At 69.3% G+C, this 14,278-nt stretch carries 11 protein-coding genes; 2 read left to right on the top strand and 9 right to left on the bottom strand.

Annotation, left to right across the window (positions count from 1 at the left end; all coding sequences use genetic code 11):
• Positions 1-12: 12 nt before the first annotated feature.
• From FHR56_RS07610 to FHR56_RS07620, 3 genes are all read right to left on the bottom strand, one after another.
• The gene (locus FHR56_RS07610) at positions 13-2,157 is read right to left on the bottom strand and encodes an EAL domain-containing protein (protein WP_184502458.1); all 2,145 of its coding nucleotides are present in this window, start codon (positions 2,155-2,157) and stop codon (positions 13-15) included.
• Positions 2,154-3,044, bottom strand: coding sequence for a phosphate/phosphite/phosphonate ABC transporter substrate-binding protein (locus tag FHR56_RS07615; RefSeq protein ID WP_160948479.1), 891 nt, complete (start codon positions 3,042-3,044; stop codon positions 2,154-2,156). Before FHR56_RS07615 ends, FHR56_RS07610 begins: the two co-directional genes overlap by 4 nt.
• Positions 3,045-3,209: 165 nt before the next feature.
• Positions 3,210-3,968, bottom strand: a complete 759-nt coding sequence (locus FHR56_RS07620) for an RNA methyltransferase (RefSeq protein ID WP_160948478.1) — start codon at positions 3,966-3,968, stop codon at positions 3,210-3,212.
• Positions 3,969-4,086: 118 nt separating this feature from the next.
• Between FHR56_RS07620 and FHR56_RS07625 the strand changes: the two genes are divergently transcribed.
• Positions 4,087-4,914, top strand: a complete 828-nt coding sequence (locus FHR56_RS07625; protein ID WP_160948477.1) for an inositol monophosphatase family protein — start codon at positions 4,087-4,089, stop codon at positions 4,912-4,914.
• A gap of 81 nt (positions 4,915-4,995) precedes the next feature.
• Here FHR56_RS07625 and FHR56_RS07630 read toward each other — a convergent pair whose 3' ends face one another.
• The 5 genes from FHR56_RS07630 to FHR56_RS20755 all read right to left on the bottom strand — a co-directional run bounded on the left by FHR56_RS07630 (position 4,996) and on the right by FHR56_RS20755 (position 10,456).
• Positions 4,996-5,715: a DUF6796 family protein gene (locus FHR56_RS07630; protein ID WP_160948476.1), complete on the bottom strand. Its 720-nt coding sequence runs from the start codon at positions 5,713-5,715 to the stop codon at positions 4,996-4,998.
• The gene (locus FHR56_RS07635) at positions 5,712-5,909 is read right to left on the bottom strand and encodes a hypothetical protein (protein ID WP_160948475.1); all 198 of its coding nucleotides are present in this window, start codon (positions 5,907-5,909) and stop codon (positions 5,712-5,714) included. Before FHR56_RS07635 ends, FHR56_RS07630 begins: the two co-directional genes overlap by 4 nt.
• Entirely contained in the window at positions 5,906-7,120 is a 1,215-nt protein-coding gene (locus FHR56_RS07640; protein ID WP_160948474.1) for a PepSY-associated TM helix domain-containing protein, read from the bottom strand. Before FHR56_RS07640 ends, FHR56_RS07635 begins: the two co-directional genes overlap by 4 nt.
• Positions 7,120-9,225 (bottom strand): TonB-dependent receptor, encoded by a 2,106-nt coding sequence (locus tag FHR56_RS07645; protein ID WP_160948473.1) that lies wholly within the window; start codon positions 9,223-9,225, stop codon positions 7,120-7,122. Before FHR56_RS07645 ends, FHR56_RS07640 begins: the two co-directional genes overlap by 1 nt.
• Positions 9,226-9,364: 139 nt before the next feature.
• Positions 9,365-10,456, bottom strand: a complete 1,092-nt coding sequence (locus FHR56_RS20755; protein ID WP_160948472.1) for an AraC family transcriptional regulator — start codon at positions 10,454-10,456, stop codon at positions 9,365-9,367.
• 383 nt (positions 10,457-10,839) lie between these two features.
• Between FHR56_RS20755 and FHR56_RS07655 the strand changes: the two genes are divergently transcribed.
• Positions 10,840-12,987, top strand: coding sequence for a methyl-accepting chemotaxis protein (locus FHR56_RS07655; RefSeq protein ID WP_160948471.1), 2,148 nt, complete (start codon positions 10,840-10,842; stop codon positions 12,985-12,987).
• A gap of 318 nt (positions 12,988-13,305) precedes the next feature.
• Here the strand turns inward: FHR56_RS07655 and secF are convergent, their stop codons facing one another.
• The gene (secF, locus tag FHR56_RS07660; protein ID WP_019798136.1) at positions 13,306-14,271 is read right to left on the bottom strand and encodes a protein translocase subunit SecF; all 966 of its coding nucleotides are present in this window, start codon (positions 14,269-14,271) and stop codon (positions 13,306-13,308) included.
• Between the last annotated feature and the right edge of the window lie 7 nt (positions 14,272-14,278).

The following is a 14,278-nucleotide window of genomic DNA, read 5'->3' on the forward strand; positions in this document are numbered from 1 at the left end:
CGGCGGCGGCAGTCAGGCACCGGCCGGCGGCGCGTCCTCGTTGGCCAGCAACTGGCGGAATTCCTCCGCGCTGAGCGGGCGGCTGAGCCAGAAGCCCTGCCCCAGTTCGCAGCCGCGTTCGCGCAACAGCTCGAACTGCGCCTCCTGCTCGATGCCCTCGGCGACCACGGTGATGTCCAGCGAATGCGCCATGGCGATGATCGCGGTGGTCAGCGCCAGGTCGTCCGGATCGCGCTGCAGGTCGGCGACGAAGCTCTTGTCGATCTTGACCCCGTCCACCGGGACCTGGCGCAGGTGGCTCAGGCCGGAGAAGCCGGTGCCGAAGTCGTCCAGCCAGACCTTGACCCCGGTGCGGTGCAGCCGCGCCAGCATGCTCGCCGCCTGCAGCTCGTCGCCGATCACCGCGGTCTCGGTCAGCTCCAGGTGCAGCTGCGCCGCGGGCAAGCCGGAGTCGCGCAGGCAGTCGGCCACCAGCTCGGGCAGGTCGCCGCTGCGCAACTGCCGCGGCGAGACGTTGACCGAGACGAACAGGTCGCGGCTGCCGTCGGCCCGCCGCCACTGGGTGGCCTCGCTGCAGGCCGCGCGCAGCACCTTGGGGCCGATGCTTTCGATCAGCCCGCTCTGCTCGGCCACGTCGATGAACACCGTCGGCGAGATCGTGCCCATCGCCGGATGCTGCCAGCGCAGCAGCACTTCCACGCCGACCATGCGCCGGTCCTGGGTGCGGAAGATCGGCTGGTAGACCAGCTTGAGTTCGTCGCGTTCCCAGGCGCCACGCAGTTCGTGCTCCATGTGCACGCGCCGCTCCACCGCATAGTCCATCGCGCGGCTGTAGAAACGGTGGCAGTTCTTGCCGGCCAGCTTGGCCTGGTACATGGCGATGTCGCCGTTCTTCAGCAGCGCCGAGGCGTCCTCGGCATCGCCCGGGTAGACGGTGATGCCGATCGAGGTGCCCATGAACACCTCGCGGCCCTGGATCCGCAGCGGTTCGCGCAGTTCCTGCACCAGCCGCTGCGCCAGCGCGGTGGCGACCTTGGCCGCCTGCGCGTCCTCCACCAGGATCACGAACTCGTCGCCGCCAAAGCGCGCCAGCAGCGCATCGTCGCCGCCCAGTTGCTCCACCGCCAGCTGGATGCGCCGCGCAAACTGCAGCAGCGCTTCGTCGCCGGCCTCGTGGCCCAGGGTGTCGTTGATCCGCTTGAAATCGTCGATGTCGGCGAACAGCAGCGCCAGCCGGCGTTGCGAGGCGCGCGCCGACAGCATGCGGTGGTCCAGCGCCTCGCGGAACGCGAGCCGGTTGGTCAGCCCGGTCAACGCATCGGTATAGGCCATGTGCCGTACGTCGCGGTCGTGCCGGGCGATCGCCTCGCTCATGCGCCCGAACGCGCGCAGCAATTCGCTGACCTCGTCGTGGCGGCCACTGTCGCGGCGCTCCACCGCATAGTTGCCGGCCTCGATCTGGCGCGCCGCCGCCGCCATCCAGCGCAACGGCGCCACCAGCGTGCGCTGCACGTACACCGCCACCATCGCCGCGGTCAGGCCCAGGGCGGCCAGCAACAGCAGCAGCCAGCCGAGGTGGCGCTTGCCCAGCGCGCCCAGGCGCTGGTCCAGGTTCTGCCCGGCCTTGCGCTCGTACTCCTGCGCCCGCGCCCAGGACATGCCCACCCGCACCCCGCCCACGCGCTGGTCGCCGATCATGATCGGCATCGACACGTCGAGGAACTCCGGCGACTCCTGCGCCAGCAGGCCCTTGGCGCGGATCGCGGCGTCGGCCATCGGCCCGCGCATGCGCTGGCCGTAGCCGAGCAGGTCCTCGCTGCCGTCGTGGATCAGCCGCCCGTCGGCGTCGTAGACCAGCACATAGGCCACCGCGACGTAACCGAGCGCGCCGCGCACCTGGGCGCCGATCGCGTCCAAATCGGAGTAGTACACCGGGTTGGCCAGCGAGTCCGACAGTTGCCGCGCCAGCGACTCGCCGCGGGTGCGCATGCTGCTGTCGAACAGGTCGTGGATGGCATTGCCGCTGAGCGTGCGCACCTCGTGCTGCATCGCCGCCTGGCGCTCCAGCAGCAGGGCCAGGATCGCCATCACCAGCAGCGCAGCCACGCCCATGGCCAGCAGGAACCTGGCCTGCAACCCGAAACGCATCGTCTTCATTCCACTTCCAGCCTCACCCGCGCCACACCGGCACGCAGCGTGTCCAGGCGTTTCTGCGACGCCGGATCGATCGGGTAGAAACCGGAGGTCCCGAAGAATTGGCGCAGCGCGGCGCGTCCCTGCGGATCGTCGGCGGCGTGCAGCAAGACCTCGCGCAGGCGCGTCTCCACCTCGGTCGGCAGGTCGCTGCGGACCATTTCGATCGCACGCGGATACGGCTCGCTGCGGTAGATCACCCGGAAGTCGCGACGGAACGCCGGCGGAATGCGGCGGTCGTCGTCCCAGTCGAGATTGCTGAACGCCCCGGCATCCACCAGGTGCTTGTGCACGAAGGCGGCGATGTTGAGTTCCGAGCGCGCGAACACGTAGCCAACCGTCTCCGCCGAGGGCTGGTCCTTGGTCGAGAGCAGGATCTCAGGGTGCAGGCCGTGCTCGAACAGGGTCATCATCGGCACCATGTAGGCGCTGGTGGACAGCGCGCTCTGCAGGGCCAGCGTGCGTCCCTTCAGGTCCGCCAGGTCATGCACGGGCCCGTCGCGGCGCACGAAGAACACGGTGTGGTACTGGCGTACGCCGTTGCGCTCGGTCAGCAGCAGCGGCTTGGCGCCGCCGCGCTGCTCCAGCGCCATCGCCGTGGCGGCAGTCTCGGTGACCCAGTCGATGCGGCCACGGCGCAGGTAGCTGCTCATCTGCTGGCTGTCGCGGGCCATCAGGATCTGCCCGGAGGTGATGCCGACCTCGCGCATGCGCGGCACCACGTAGTCCAGCAGCGGCTTGAGTTGCTCGTAATGGGCCTTGGGGTTGTCGCTGATGCGCCCCAGCACCAGGACCGAGGGCCGCGCGTGCACGGACGCGGGCCAGCAGATCGCCAGCGCCAGCCACACCACGACCACCCGCCAACGCGAACTGGACAAACCACGATCCCCAAGTAGACCTTGCAAAGCCTAGCCGAAAGCGCATGCCGGTGACAGCGTCACAGAATGGCGCCTGCCGCGCGTGCGGCAGACCCAGGCGAACGCGCCGCGATGGGCGCCGTCGCGCCCTGCCCGGCCTCAGTGTCCGGCCTGTCCGGCGAGCCGCGCCATGCGCTGCGCATCGGACAGCACGCCGCGCAGCAGGCGCACTTCCTGCTCGGTCAGTTCGGTGCGCAGGAACAGCCGGCGCAGTTTGCGCATCGCCGAGTCCGGGGCGCGCCCCTTGTGGAAGTCGATGTCGTCCAGGGTCTCGGCCAACTGCCCGAACAGCCCTTCCACCTGCGCATGGCTGGCCGGCGCCTCACGGAAGCCCGGGGCCGGCGCCGGCGCCGGGGCGGCGCCGCGCAGTTGCGCCAGGCGCAGTTCGTAGGCCAGCACCTGCACCGCCGCCGCCAGATTGAGCGAGCTGAATGCCGGATCGGAGGGAATGTGCACGGCCGCGTGGCACAGTTGCAGTTCCTCGTTAGTCAGGCCGGTGCGCTCGCGTCCGAACACCAGCGCCACTTCCGCCGGCTCGGCGCCGACCGCGGTCAGCCGCTGCGCGGCATCGGCCGGCAGCAATTCCTCCAGCGACACGCGGCGGCTGCGCGCGGTGCAGCCCAGCACCAGCCGGCAATCGGCCACCGCGTCGGCCAGCGCCGGCAGCACCGGCGCCTGCTGCAGCAGGTCCTCGGCCCCGGCAGAACGCCGGTAGGCCTCGGTGTCCAGTTCGCACTCCGGCGCCACCAGCACCAGCCGCGACAGGCCCATGGTCTTCATCGCGCGCGCCGCCGCACCGATGTTGCCGGGATGCTGGGTCCCGACCAGGACGAAGCGGATACGCAGGGAATCGGTCATGGCGGCACGGCAGACGAAGCGAACGGGGGCGTAGATGGTAAACTGCGCGGCCGGCCTTGGCGCCGGACTGCTCTTTTCCTCCTCCAGACCCACCTCCGCCTTCTCGGGAGCGCTTGCCATGCAAAAACCCGCCGTCACCGTCATGGTCAAGGCCGCCCGCCTCGCCGGCAACGTCCTGTTGCGCCACATCAACCGCCTGGAAGCGCTGAACGTGGTGCAGAAGGACCGCATGGACTACGCCAGCGAAGTCGATGCCGATGCCGAGAAGGTGATCGTCAAGGAGCTGCGCCGCGCCTATCCCGATTACGGCGTGATGGGCGAGGAAAGCGGCGTGCAGGGCGGCGGCCGCTACATGTGGGTGATCGATCCGCTCGACGGCACCAGCAACTACCTGCGCGGCTTCCCGCACTACTGCGTGTCGATCGCCCTGGTCGAGAACGGCGAGCCGATCGACGCGGTGATCTTCGATCCGCTGCGCAACGAACTGTTCACCGCCAGCCGCGGCAACGGCGCCGTGCTCAACGATCGCCGCATCCGCGTCAGCGAGCGCAAGGAACTCAACGGCGCCATGGTCCACACCGGTTTCGCCCCGCGCGAGCGCAAGCGCGCCAGCCCGCAGCTGAAGTGCGTGGACGCGCTGCTGGTGCAGGCCGAGGACATCCGCCGCACCGGCTCGGCGGCGCTGGACCTGGCCTACGTCGCCTGCGGTCGCAGCGACGCCTACTTCGAAGCCGGGGTGAAGGCCTGGGACATCGCCGCCGGCGTGCTGCTGGTGCGCGAGGCCGGCGGCCGCGTCACCGACTTCAAGGGCGGCACCCTGGGCCGCATCGACGACCGCGGCCCGCCGCAGTTCCAGGTGGTCGCCGGCAACCTCAAGGTCGGCGATGCGCTGCAGAAGCTGATCGCCAACACCGGCTACGCCGGGGAGTTCGACGCGAAGTTCTGAGCGCGGGGCCGCACGGCGGCCCTAGCCACTGCCAGCGGCGCGCCAAGCCGGTGCGTTCGGCCCGCCGGCTCGGCATCTCCCCTACCGCCGGCGCAACAGATAGACCGACTGCAGATACAGCAGCAACTGCAGCGTATTGAAGCCGGCGCCGCTCAGCGCGTCGGCGACGGGCCCTTGCAGCAACTGCGGCCCGCCGATGACCAGCAGGCCCAGCACCACGGGATTGCCGCTCAACGCGAACCAGCGCGGATAGGCGCTGCGGCCGCTGGCTACGGCCAGTGCGAACGCCAGCAAGCCCAGCGCCGTGCAGGCCACCGACGGCACATAGACGATGAGCAATGCCTGACGGAATTGGCCGGCCAGCGCCAGCAACGGCGGGTGTGCCGCCGCATCGGTCAGCAGCAGCGTCTGGTACACCGCGCCGACGAAGTAGAACGCCGCATGCGCCAGCGGCGACCAGGCATAGCCGAGCAACAGCAGCACCGCCGCCGGCAACGCCCAGCGGCGCCCGGCCGGGCGCAGCCCACGCCACAGATGCCAGTTGCCGGCCAGGTACAAGGGCAGCGCGAACACCGGCAACAGCGCACCGGCGAGCAGCCGCCAGCGCGGCACACCGACCAGGCGCTCGGCCATCTCCGCATCAATCTGCGTGGCGTAGTGCTGGAACAGCAACGGGAACTGCGCCCGCGCCGCGACCTGGCCGACGACCAGCACATCGCCGGCGATCCAGGCCAGGGCGCCGAGTACGCCGGCCCAGCCCGCCCACGCCACCCAATCGCGCTCGCCGGCTGCCGCGCTCACGACTGCGCCCTTTTCGCTGCCGCGCCGGACCGGCGCAGCCACCACCAGCAGCCGACGCCGACCAGCAGCGGCGATGCCGCCAGCGCAAAGCACAGCCGGTCCAGCGCCCCTTCGGCCAGCAACATGCCGACGATGCCGCCGACCGCCGCCAGCGCCAGCACCGCCAGCAGGCACAGCGCGCGCAGACCGGTCATGGCCGGCCTGCCCGCACACCTGCCGCTCGCAGCGATCCGGTGCCTGCCGGCGTCGCCGGCGCACGCCGATGCCGGCGCCGACGGTCCCACCACAGCCAGGCGCCGTTGGCGGTGACGAACAGGGTCAGCCAGGCGCACAGGGTCCACAACAACTTCAGCGGCAGGCCGCCGTAGTCGCCGAAATGCAGCGGCTGCGCCAGCGCGATCGCCTTCAGATAGCCCGGCAGTTCCACCACCGCCGGCACCTGGCCGCTGGCCGCGTCCACCAGCACCACCCGGAACAGCCGCTGATCCAGCCCCTGCCCTGCGACCAACACCGTGTAGTGACGGTCGGTGGAAAAATCCGTCTGCGGGAAGACGATCGAGATCGCATGCCAGCCGCGCGGCATCGCCGCCAGCGCCGCCGCCTGCGCACGGTCCACATCGACCGGCGGCCGCAGCCGGTCGACCGCCGGGCCGGCATGGCGGCGCTGCAGCGCGACCAGCTCGGTGCGCTGCCACACACTCTGCGCCAGCGTGCCGAAGCCCAGCAGGAAACCGCTCAGGCCGACCGTCAGCGCCCAGCCCATCACCACCACGCCGAGCGTGTTGTGCAGATCCAGTTGCCGCAACCGCGGCCCACGCCCGCGCCGCAGCCGCCCGAACGCCACCTTCTTCACGTGCGGCCAGTACACCACCACGCCCGACAGCAACGCGATCAGCACCAGCAAGGCGACCAGCGCGCCGAGCAGTTCGCCGGGCAGCCCGAGGAACCAATGCGCATGCAGCTCCAGCAGGAAGCCGGTCAAGGTCCCGGTCTGTCGCGTCGCCGCGTCGGTCACCGGCCGTGCATCGGCCAGCCGTGTGTAGCGCATCCGGTAATGGTCGAAACCGCGTTCGTCCGCCGGCGCGGTCACCAGCAGCGCCACCCCCGGATGCGCCTGCGGATCGAGGCCGATGCTGAGCACGCGCTCGCCGGGGAACGCCGCCAGCACGCTGTCGACCGAGCGTGCCAACGGTAACCGCGGCGCGCGATCGGCGCCATGCGCCTCCGGCACCGTGCCCAGCGCCGCATCGATCTCATCATGGAAGATCAACACCGTGCCGCTCAGGCACAGGATCAGGAACGGCAGCGTCGCCACCAGGCCGCACCAGCGGTGCAGCCACAGGTTCAGCCGAAGCCAGCGCGAGGCGCCGACAGCGTCAGGAGCGCCCGCGCGACGGCGCCGCATCAGCGGAAATCCACGCGCAGACCGGCATACCAGGTGCGTGGCTCCGGCATCGTGCCGGTGTTGTAGGCCGAGTACGCGCCGGCCTTGGCATACACATAGATCATCAGCGGATCGCGATGATCGAACAGATTGTTGACGCCGGCGAACAGGTAGACGTTGCCCAGGTGGTAACCACCGCTGGCTCGCCCCAGCCAATACGGACCGATCCGCGCCAGCGGCGTGTTCTGCACGTCGGAGTAATACGCACCGCTGTGCCGAAGGTCGAGACTCAGATCCAGGCCGGACGCGCCGCGCCAACTGGCGCCGATGCCGCCGGTGACCCTCGGCGCATTGGCGAAGGCGTTGCCCCGGGTGCCCCAGCCGGCATCGTCGGTAATGCGCGTGCGCAGCAGGCCGAGGTTGGCATGCAGGTCGAAGCGCGACGTGGCCAGCCAGCGCAGCCCCACCTCGGCGCCGGCGTTGTGGGCACGTCGCGCATTGCGGATCACGAACTGGTAATAAGGCTCGGTGCTGGTCAGGAATGGCAGTTGCAGCCCGCGGTAGTCGCCGTGGAACAGATTGCCGTTCACTTGCAGCCTGCCCTCGGCCAGCTCGCCGCGCACATACAGTTCGTAGTCGCGCACATATTCCGGGGCATAGCGGTAGATCGTCGCCTGCGGGTAGCCGAGGGTCACCCCGCCACCGCCGGCGTTGTAGCCGCGCTGGGCGAGCAGGCCCACGGTCCACGCCGCACTCGGGTGCCAGGCCAGGTCGAGCTTGGGCAGGAAGGTGCGCCAGGTCTCGTCGAAATCCAGGGCGATGTAGCGCGCGGCATCGCCGCCATCGCGGCGGTGGCGTTCGCGCTCATAACGCGCGCCTACCGTCAGCTCCAGGCGCTCGCTCAGCGCCAGCGTCGCTTGCGCATAGACCGCTGCGGTATCCACGCGGTCGTGGAAACGCTCGTCGAACGGGTAGTCGATGCGCTCGTCCTGTCGCGCGCGGAACAGATACAGCCCGACCAGCCCACTGAAGACCGAATCGCCGCGCGCCAGCACCAGGTTCGGTTCCAGGGTGTACTGGGTGGCGTGCAGATCGGCGATTCCCAAGCGCGGCATCGCCTCGCGATCGACATGCAGGTCGGTTGCGGTGAACAGGCTGTGGAACGCGAGCCGTTCGCCGAGCGGCCACAGCGTGTCGGACAGCAAGGCGTTGGCGCGGGTCCGGAACACCGGCATCTGTGGCGTGCTGGCGATGCGGGAAGTGTAGGGAAAACTGGTGGTCTCCGATTGCGGCGCAATCGCGTCGGTATGTTGCAGGGTGAGCAACTGGCGCACGCCGGGAAGCGCCTTGGGCGTGTACAGCAGCTTGGCGCGGACGTCGCGCGTCTCGAAGCGCCCCGGGCGGCTGACCCTCGGGTAGCCGCTGTAGGCCAGAGCGCTGTCGTGATGCTGCACGTCGGCCGCGACGCGCAAGGCCAGTTCGTCGGCCAGCAGCGGTGCATTGAAATACAGCGCGCCCTGGTAATGCGCCAGATTGCCGGCGGAGAACAGCACTGCGCCCTCCGGCACGAAGACCGGATCGTGGGTCTTGATCGCCAGCGTACCGGCGATGGCATTGCGTCCCTGCAGCAGGCTCTGCGGACCGCGCAGCAGTTCGGTCTGCTCCACGTCCCACAGACCGCTGCTGCCGAACACGATCTCGTTGAAGCTCAGCGGCCGCCCGTCCAGGGTGATACCCAGGCGTGGACGCGAGCCAGCAAAGTAGGCATCGACGCCGACCGCCGCGCCGGAGCCGTCGATCCCGCGGATGGCCGGCGCGGCGTTGTCCTGGCCCAGATACACGACGTTGGCCGCCGCGCCGAACACGTCGCGGCTGCTGAAGAAGCCGCGCCGACGCAGTTCCTGCTCGCTCAGCACATCGGCACTGGTGGCGGTGTCGTGCTGCGCGCGCGCCTGCTTCTCGGCCGTCACCACGATGCGCGTCAGCGTGGTCGTCTCGCCGCGATCGGCCGACTGCGCGGCAGCGCCACAGCAGGCCAGGCCGGCGGCGACCGCGCAGGCGAGCGGTGCCGGGCGAAATGCGGGGAAGCACGACAGGGGACGTCGCGCGCGTGCAGCGAACAGCATGGAGGACCTCATCGGGACGGTGGACTGGCTCGCGACAAGGGACGCTGGCGACTCCCGCTAGCCTAGCGCCGAGGTGGCAGCACGCGCTTTCGCGCGGCGCAATCCTGCTTTCGCGCGACGCAATTTTTGCGCCGTGCGCTCACTGCGGCGCGGGCAGACGCCGTCTTGCCGCCATCGGCGGATGCCCGAACCGGCGCTTGTAGGCGGTGGCGAAGGCCGCCGGATTGGAAAAGCCGACACGGCGACCGATCTCGGCCGCCGCCATGTCGCCTTGCTGCAGCAGGGAGCGCGCCATCAGCAGGCGTTGCTCGCGCACGTAACCGAAGACGGTGGTGCCATGCACGTACTTGAAGTTGATCTGCAGCGTGGTCACGTTCACGCCGACCAGCCGGGCCAGGGCCAGCGTCGACGGCGGCGCGGCGATGCGTGCGTCGAGAATGGCGCGGGCCAGCATGGCCTGGTCGTAGCGGCGCTTGCCGATGCGCGGAACCTGGTGGTGCTCCTGCGTCAGCAGCGCCGCCACCTCCGCCACCAGGGCAAGCGCGCTGCTTTCGAGGAACAGGCGACCCAACGAACCGTCGTACGGACACTCGAGGATCTGCCGGGCGATGTCGAGCAGCCGCGGCGAACGCGCCAGCGTCGTGGTGCGGTAGTCGGTGTCGGCGAACGCGCACAGCGCGGCCAGATTGTCCTCGGCCAACTGCGCACCGAAGCGTTCGAAGAACGCCGGCTTGAGCATGAAGCCGGCATCGCAGCTGCGATGCGCGCGAACGACCTCCGGCCGTTCGACATGCACCTGCCCGGCATGGCCGATCAGCACCGGCCGCTCCAGGCACTTCGCGACCGCGGCATGCTGGTCGATCCGCATCTGCTCGGGCTCGCCCGCGAGCAGGATGCTGCAGCTCAACGCGGGCCCGGCGTGCAGCTGCGCTGCGCCTCCTTCGAGATGGAGGACGTCGCTGGCGGTGACGATCAGCCCGGGCTGCACCTCGTGCATCAGCAAGCGCCCGGAAAGCCACGGCGTGCGCAGCACACGCGCGGACATGTCGACCGGCGTCAGTTCCACCGCAAGGTCGGCAGCGCACCGCAGCAGGCGCTCGCCAGTGAAACGCTCCTGGATATCCCACAGTCCGGTCGCCATCGCGCGCACCCGTTGTTTCGCGTTCGCCGCAAATGATACGCAGCCGCATCGGCGGCGCAACTGCAGATGTCCATGGCTGCGTGGCGCCACGATGCGCGCAGCCGCCCCTTCGGGCGGCCGCGGCACCACACGGCTGACAACACCACGAAAAAAGGCTGCGCGTCACCTCCGCGGGGCCTGCACGACGCGACAAACGGCCGCGCGCCCGCTCACGTCGCGCTCACGCCATGCGCGCTGCGCGCTTCACTCTTGCTTGATCGGCGCTTGCGTAGAAAACGGCGACACGCGGCGCTGCGTGCAGCTGCCATGGCCTGTGCGATGCGACCGGCGAACATAGCCCTAAAGATCCAGGGAACGCGGCCGATACTGGTGCGGGCCTTTGCCCGACCCTCCCCCGCTGATCCGCGCTGCGTTGCCGTCCCTGCGGCGATGGAGCCGGTGGCGCCCGCTCTCGCATCTTTCGGAGATCTCGCGTGTCCTTCCATCATCTCACCGTCACCAAACGCCTGGCAATCGGCTTCTGCGGCGTGATCGCCATGTTATTGCTGGTCGGCATCACCAGCCTGATCGGCTTCCGCAAGTTCACCAGTGCCGCGGCGCTGGACGCGCACACCTACAAGGTCATCACCCTCGGCGACCGCATGCTGGTGAGCCTGCTCAACATCGAGAGCGGCGCGCGTGGCTTCGCCCTGACCCGCGATCCGTCCTATCTTGCGCCACTGGAACTCGGCGAACGCGAGTTCAGCGCACAGTGGCAGGAGTCCAAGCAACTGACCGCGGACAACGCGGCGCAGCAGGCGCGCCTGCAGACCCTGATGCAGGACTACACGCAGTTCATGGCGACCAAGCGCAAGGCCGTGGAGCACATGCGCAACACCCCCGCCGACAGCGACGACGCCCAGTTGGACGCGTTCCGGACCGTCGGCAAGCAGCAGATGGACGGGATGCGCGCCACGATCGGCCAGTACGAGGACGCCGAACGCGCGCTGCTGCAGGTGCGCAAGGCCGAGAGCGAGGCGCGCGCGCGGTCCGGCGAATGGACCAGCATGGGCGGCATGCTGATCGGCATCGTCGCCGCGATCCTGCTCGGCCTGCTGGTGCGCAACAGCCTGATGCGCCAGCTCGGCGGCGAGCCGGCCTACGCGGCCGACGTGGTGCGCCGCATCGCCAGTGGCGACCTGTCGCAAGAGGTGCGGGTGCGCACGCAGGCGCCGTCGCTGCTCAACGACATGCGGCAGATGCAGGAGGAACTGCGCACGGTGATCCAGGCGCAGACCGAGATGGCCCGGCAGCATGCCGCCGGCCAGATCAGCTTCCGCATGGACGAGGCGCGTTTCCCGGGCGACTACGGACGCATGGTGCGCGACACCAACGCGCTGGTCCACAGCCATATCGCGGTCAACCAGCGGGTGATCGCGCTGATGGGCGAGTACGCCGAAGGCGACCTCAGCCGCGACCTGGAACAGTTCCCCGGCGAGATGGCGATCCTGACCGAGACCATGGCCAAGGTGAAGCACAACCTCGGCGCGATCAACCACGAGATCGACCTGCTGGTGCGCGCCGCCGCGCAGGGCGACTTCTCCCGCCGCGGCGAGGCGCAACGCTTCCGCCACGCCTTCCGCGGCATGGTCGACAACCTCAACACCATGATGACCGGCACCGAGACCAACCTGGCGGCGCTGTCGCAGCTGTTGCGCGCGATCGCCGCCGGCGACCTGACCCAGACCATGCAGGGCGATTTCCACGGCGTGTTCGCGCGGATGCGTGACGACGCCAACGCCACCGTCGCGCAGCTCACCGACATGGTCGGCCGCATCCAGCAGGCCGCGGCCAGCATCGACACCGCTGCCAGCGAGATCGCCAGCGGCAACGACGACCTGTCGCGCCGCACCGAGCAGCAGGCCGCCAGCCTGGAGGAAACCGCCGCGTCGATGGAGGAACTGACCGCCACGGTGAAACAGAACGCCGAGCATGCGCGCCAGGCCAACCAGCTCGCCGCCGGCGCCGCCTCGGTGGCCTCGCAGGGCGGCACGGTGGTCGGCCAGGTGGTCACCACCATGGACGGCATCGAGGCGGCCTCCAAGAAGATCGCCGACATCATCGGCGTCATCGACGGGATCGCGTTCCAGACCAACATCCTGGCGCTGAACGCCGCCGTCGAAGCCGCGCGCGCCGGCGAACAGGGCCGCGGTTTCGCCGTGGTCGCCAGCGAAGTGCGCACCCTCGCCCAGCGCTCGGCCAGCGCGGCCAAGGAAATCAAGACGCTGATCGACGACTCGGTCGAGCGGGTGAGCGCGGGCTCGGCGCTGGTCGCCCAGGCCGGCACGACGATGCAGGACATCGTGGCCTCGGTGCAGCGCGTCACCGACATCATGGGTGAGATCGCCGCCGCCTCGCAGGAGCAGTCCGCCGGCATCGAGCAGGTCAACCACACCGTCACCCAGATGGACGAGACCACCCAGCAGAACGCCGCCCTGGTCGAGGAAGCCACCGCCGCGGCACGCGCGATGGAACAGCAGGCCGGCGACCTGGTGGAAATCGTCGGCCAGTTCCAGGTGCGCAGCGAGACCTACCCGGTGGTGGCGCACCTGGTCGCCCGCGCCACTGCCAACGTGGCCTAGAACGGACGCGCTGCGCGACACGCAGGGACGGGCCGTCATCGACGGCCCGTCTCGCGGCACAGGACGGCATGGCACCCGCCCGACGTGGCCGCAAAGCTGTAGGAGCGGCTTCAGCCGCGACGCGTTACCGGTAAGGCATCGCGGCTGAAGCCGCTCCTACGACAAAGCGGAAGTCGCCCTGCCCCAACCATAGCGCTGACAGCCGCACAAAGAAAAAGCCGCGCATCCGCGCGGCTTTTCTTGTTCGCTGGAGGAAGTTTCAGGGCCAGGAAATTCACGCTTCTACGAATTCCCACTCCCGAATCCATCCCGGCCCAATCAGGGCCGACGCGCCAGCGCCTCCACATCCTTCGACTTCGGCAGCAGATCCTGCTTGGTGACCTGGAACGGCCCGATCGACAGCAGCGGCACCGCCACGATCACCGAGGACACCACCACCACCACCGCGCCGATCATGTGGGTCAGCGCCAGGCCTTCCATCGACTCGCCGCCGTACAGGTACAGCGCCAGCGCCGACAGGAAGAACATCACCGCGGTGATCACCGTACGCGACAGGGTCTGGTTGATCGACCGGTTCAGCACCTCGATCGGCTCAACGCGCAGGCTGCGGAAGTTCTCGCGCACGCGATCGAACACCACGATGATGTCGTTGATCGCAAAGCCCATCACCGACAGCAGACCGGCCAGCACGGTGAGGTCGAACTCGCGGCCGGTGACCGACACGTAGGCGACCGTCACCAGCAGGTCGAACAGCGCGGTCAGGCTGGCCACCACCGCGAACTTCCACTCGAAGCGGAAGCCGATGTAGATCAGGAAGCCGACCAGCATGAACACCGTGGCGTAGACGCCGTTCAAGGCCAGGTCCTTGCCGACCTGCGGGCCGACGAACTCGCCCGGCTTGACCGTGGCCGGGTTCTGCGGCGTGCTCACCGCCTTGCGCACCTGCTCGGCGAGGTTCTTGGTGATGTCCTCGTTGTTGTGCTCGCCCTGCGGCTGCAGGCGGATCACCACCTCGTTGCCGCTGCCGACGTTCTGCACCTGCGCGTTGTCGAAGCCGGCCTTGGCCAGCTGCTCGCGTACCTGGTCCACGTCGACCGGCTTCTGGAAGCTGGTCTGCACCAGCGCGCCGCCGGTGAACTCCAGCGCGTAGTTGAAGCCCTTGGCGAAGATCACCGCGAACGAGGCCAGCGCCAGCACCAGCATCAGCACCAGGGTCGGGTGCCGCCAGCGCATGAAGTCGATCTTGGTGTCGTTGGGGATCAGGTGAAGCGGGAAGATTTTCATTGGAGAC

This window comes from Xanthomonas sp. F10, assembly GCF_014206815.1.
GTDB classification, from domain to species: Bacteria; Pseudomonadota; Gammaproteobacteria; order Xanthomonadales; family Xanthomonadaceae; genus Xanthomonas_A; species Xanthomonas_A indica.

Excerpts from the sequence above, each read along its gene's own strand:
- FHR56_RS07610 (WP_184502458.1), bottom strand. The coding sequence starts at position 2,157 with ATGAAGACGATGCGTTTCGGGTTGCAGGCCAGGTTCCTGCTGGCCATG.
- FHR56_RS07645 (WP_160948473.1), bottom strand. The coding sequence starts at position 9,225 with ATGCTGTTCGCTGCACGCGCGCGACGTCCCCTGTCGTGCTTCCCCGCA.
- secF (WP_019798136.1), bottom strand. The coding sequence starts at position 14,271 with ATGAAAATCTTCCCGCTTCACCTGATCCCCAACGACACCAAGATCGAC.
- FHR56_RS07620 (WP_160948478.1), bottom strand. The coding sequence starts at position 3,968 with ATGACCGATTCCCTGCGTATCCGCTTCGTCCTGGTCGGGACCCAGCAT.
- FHR56_RS07625 (WP_160948477.1), top strand. The coding sequence starts at position 4,087 with ATGCAAAAACCCGCCGTCACCGTCATGGTCAAGGCCGCCCGCCTCGCC.
- FHR56_RS07640 (WP_160948474.1), bottom strand. The coding sequence starts at position 7,120 with ATGCGGCGCCGTCGCGCGGGCGCTCCTGACGCTGTCGGCGCCTCGCGC.
- FHR56_RS07635 (WP_160948475.1), bottom strand. The coding sequence starts at position 5,909 with ATGACCGGTCTGCGCGCGCTGTGCCTGCTGGCGGTGCTGGCGCTGGCG.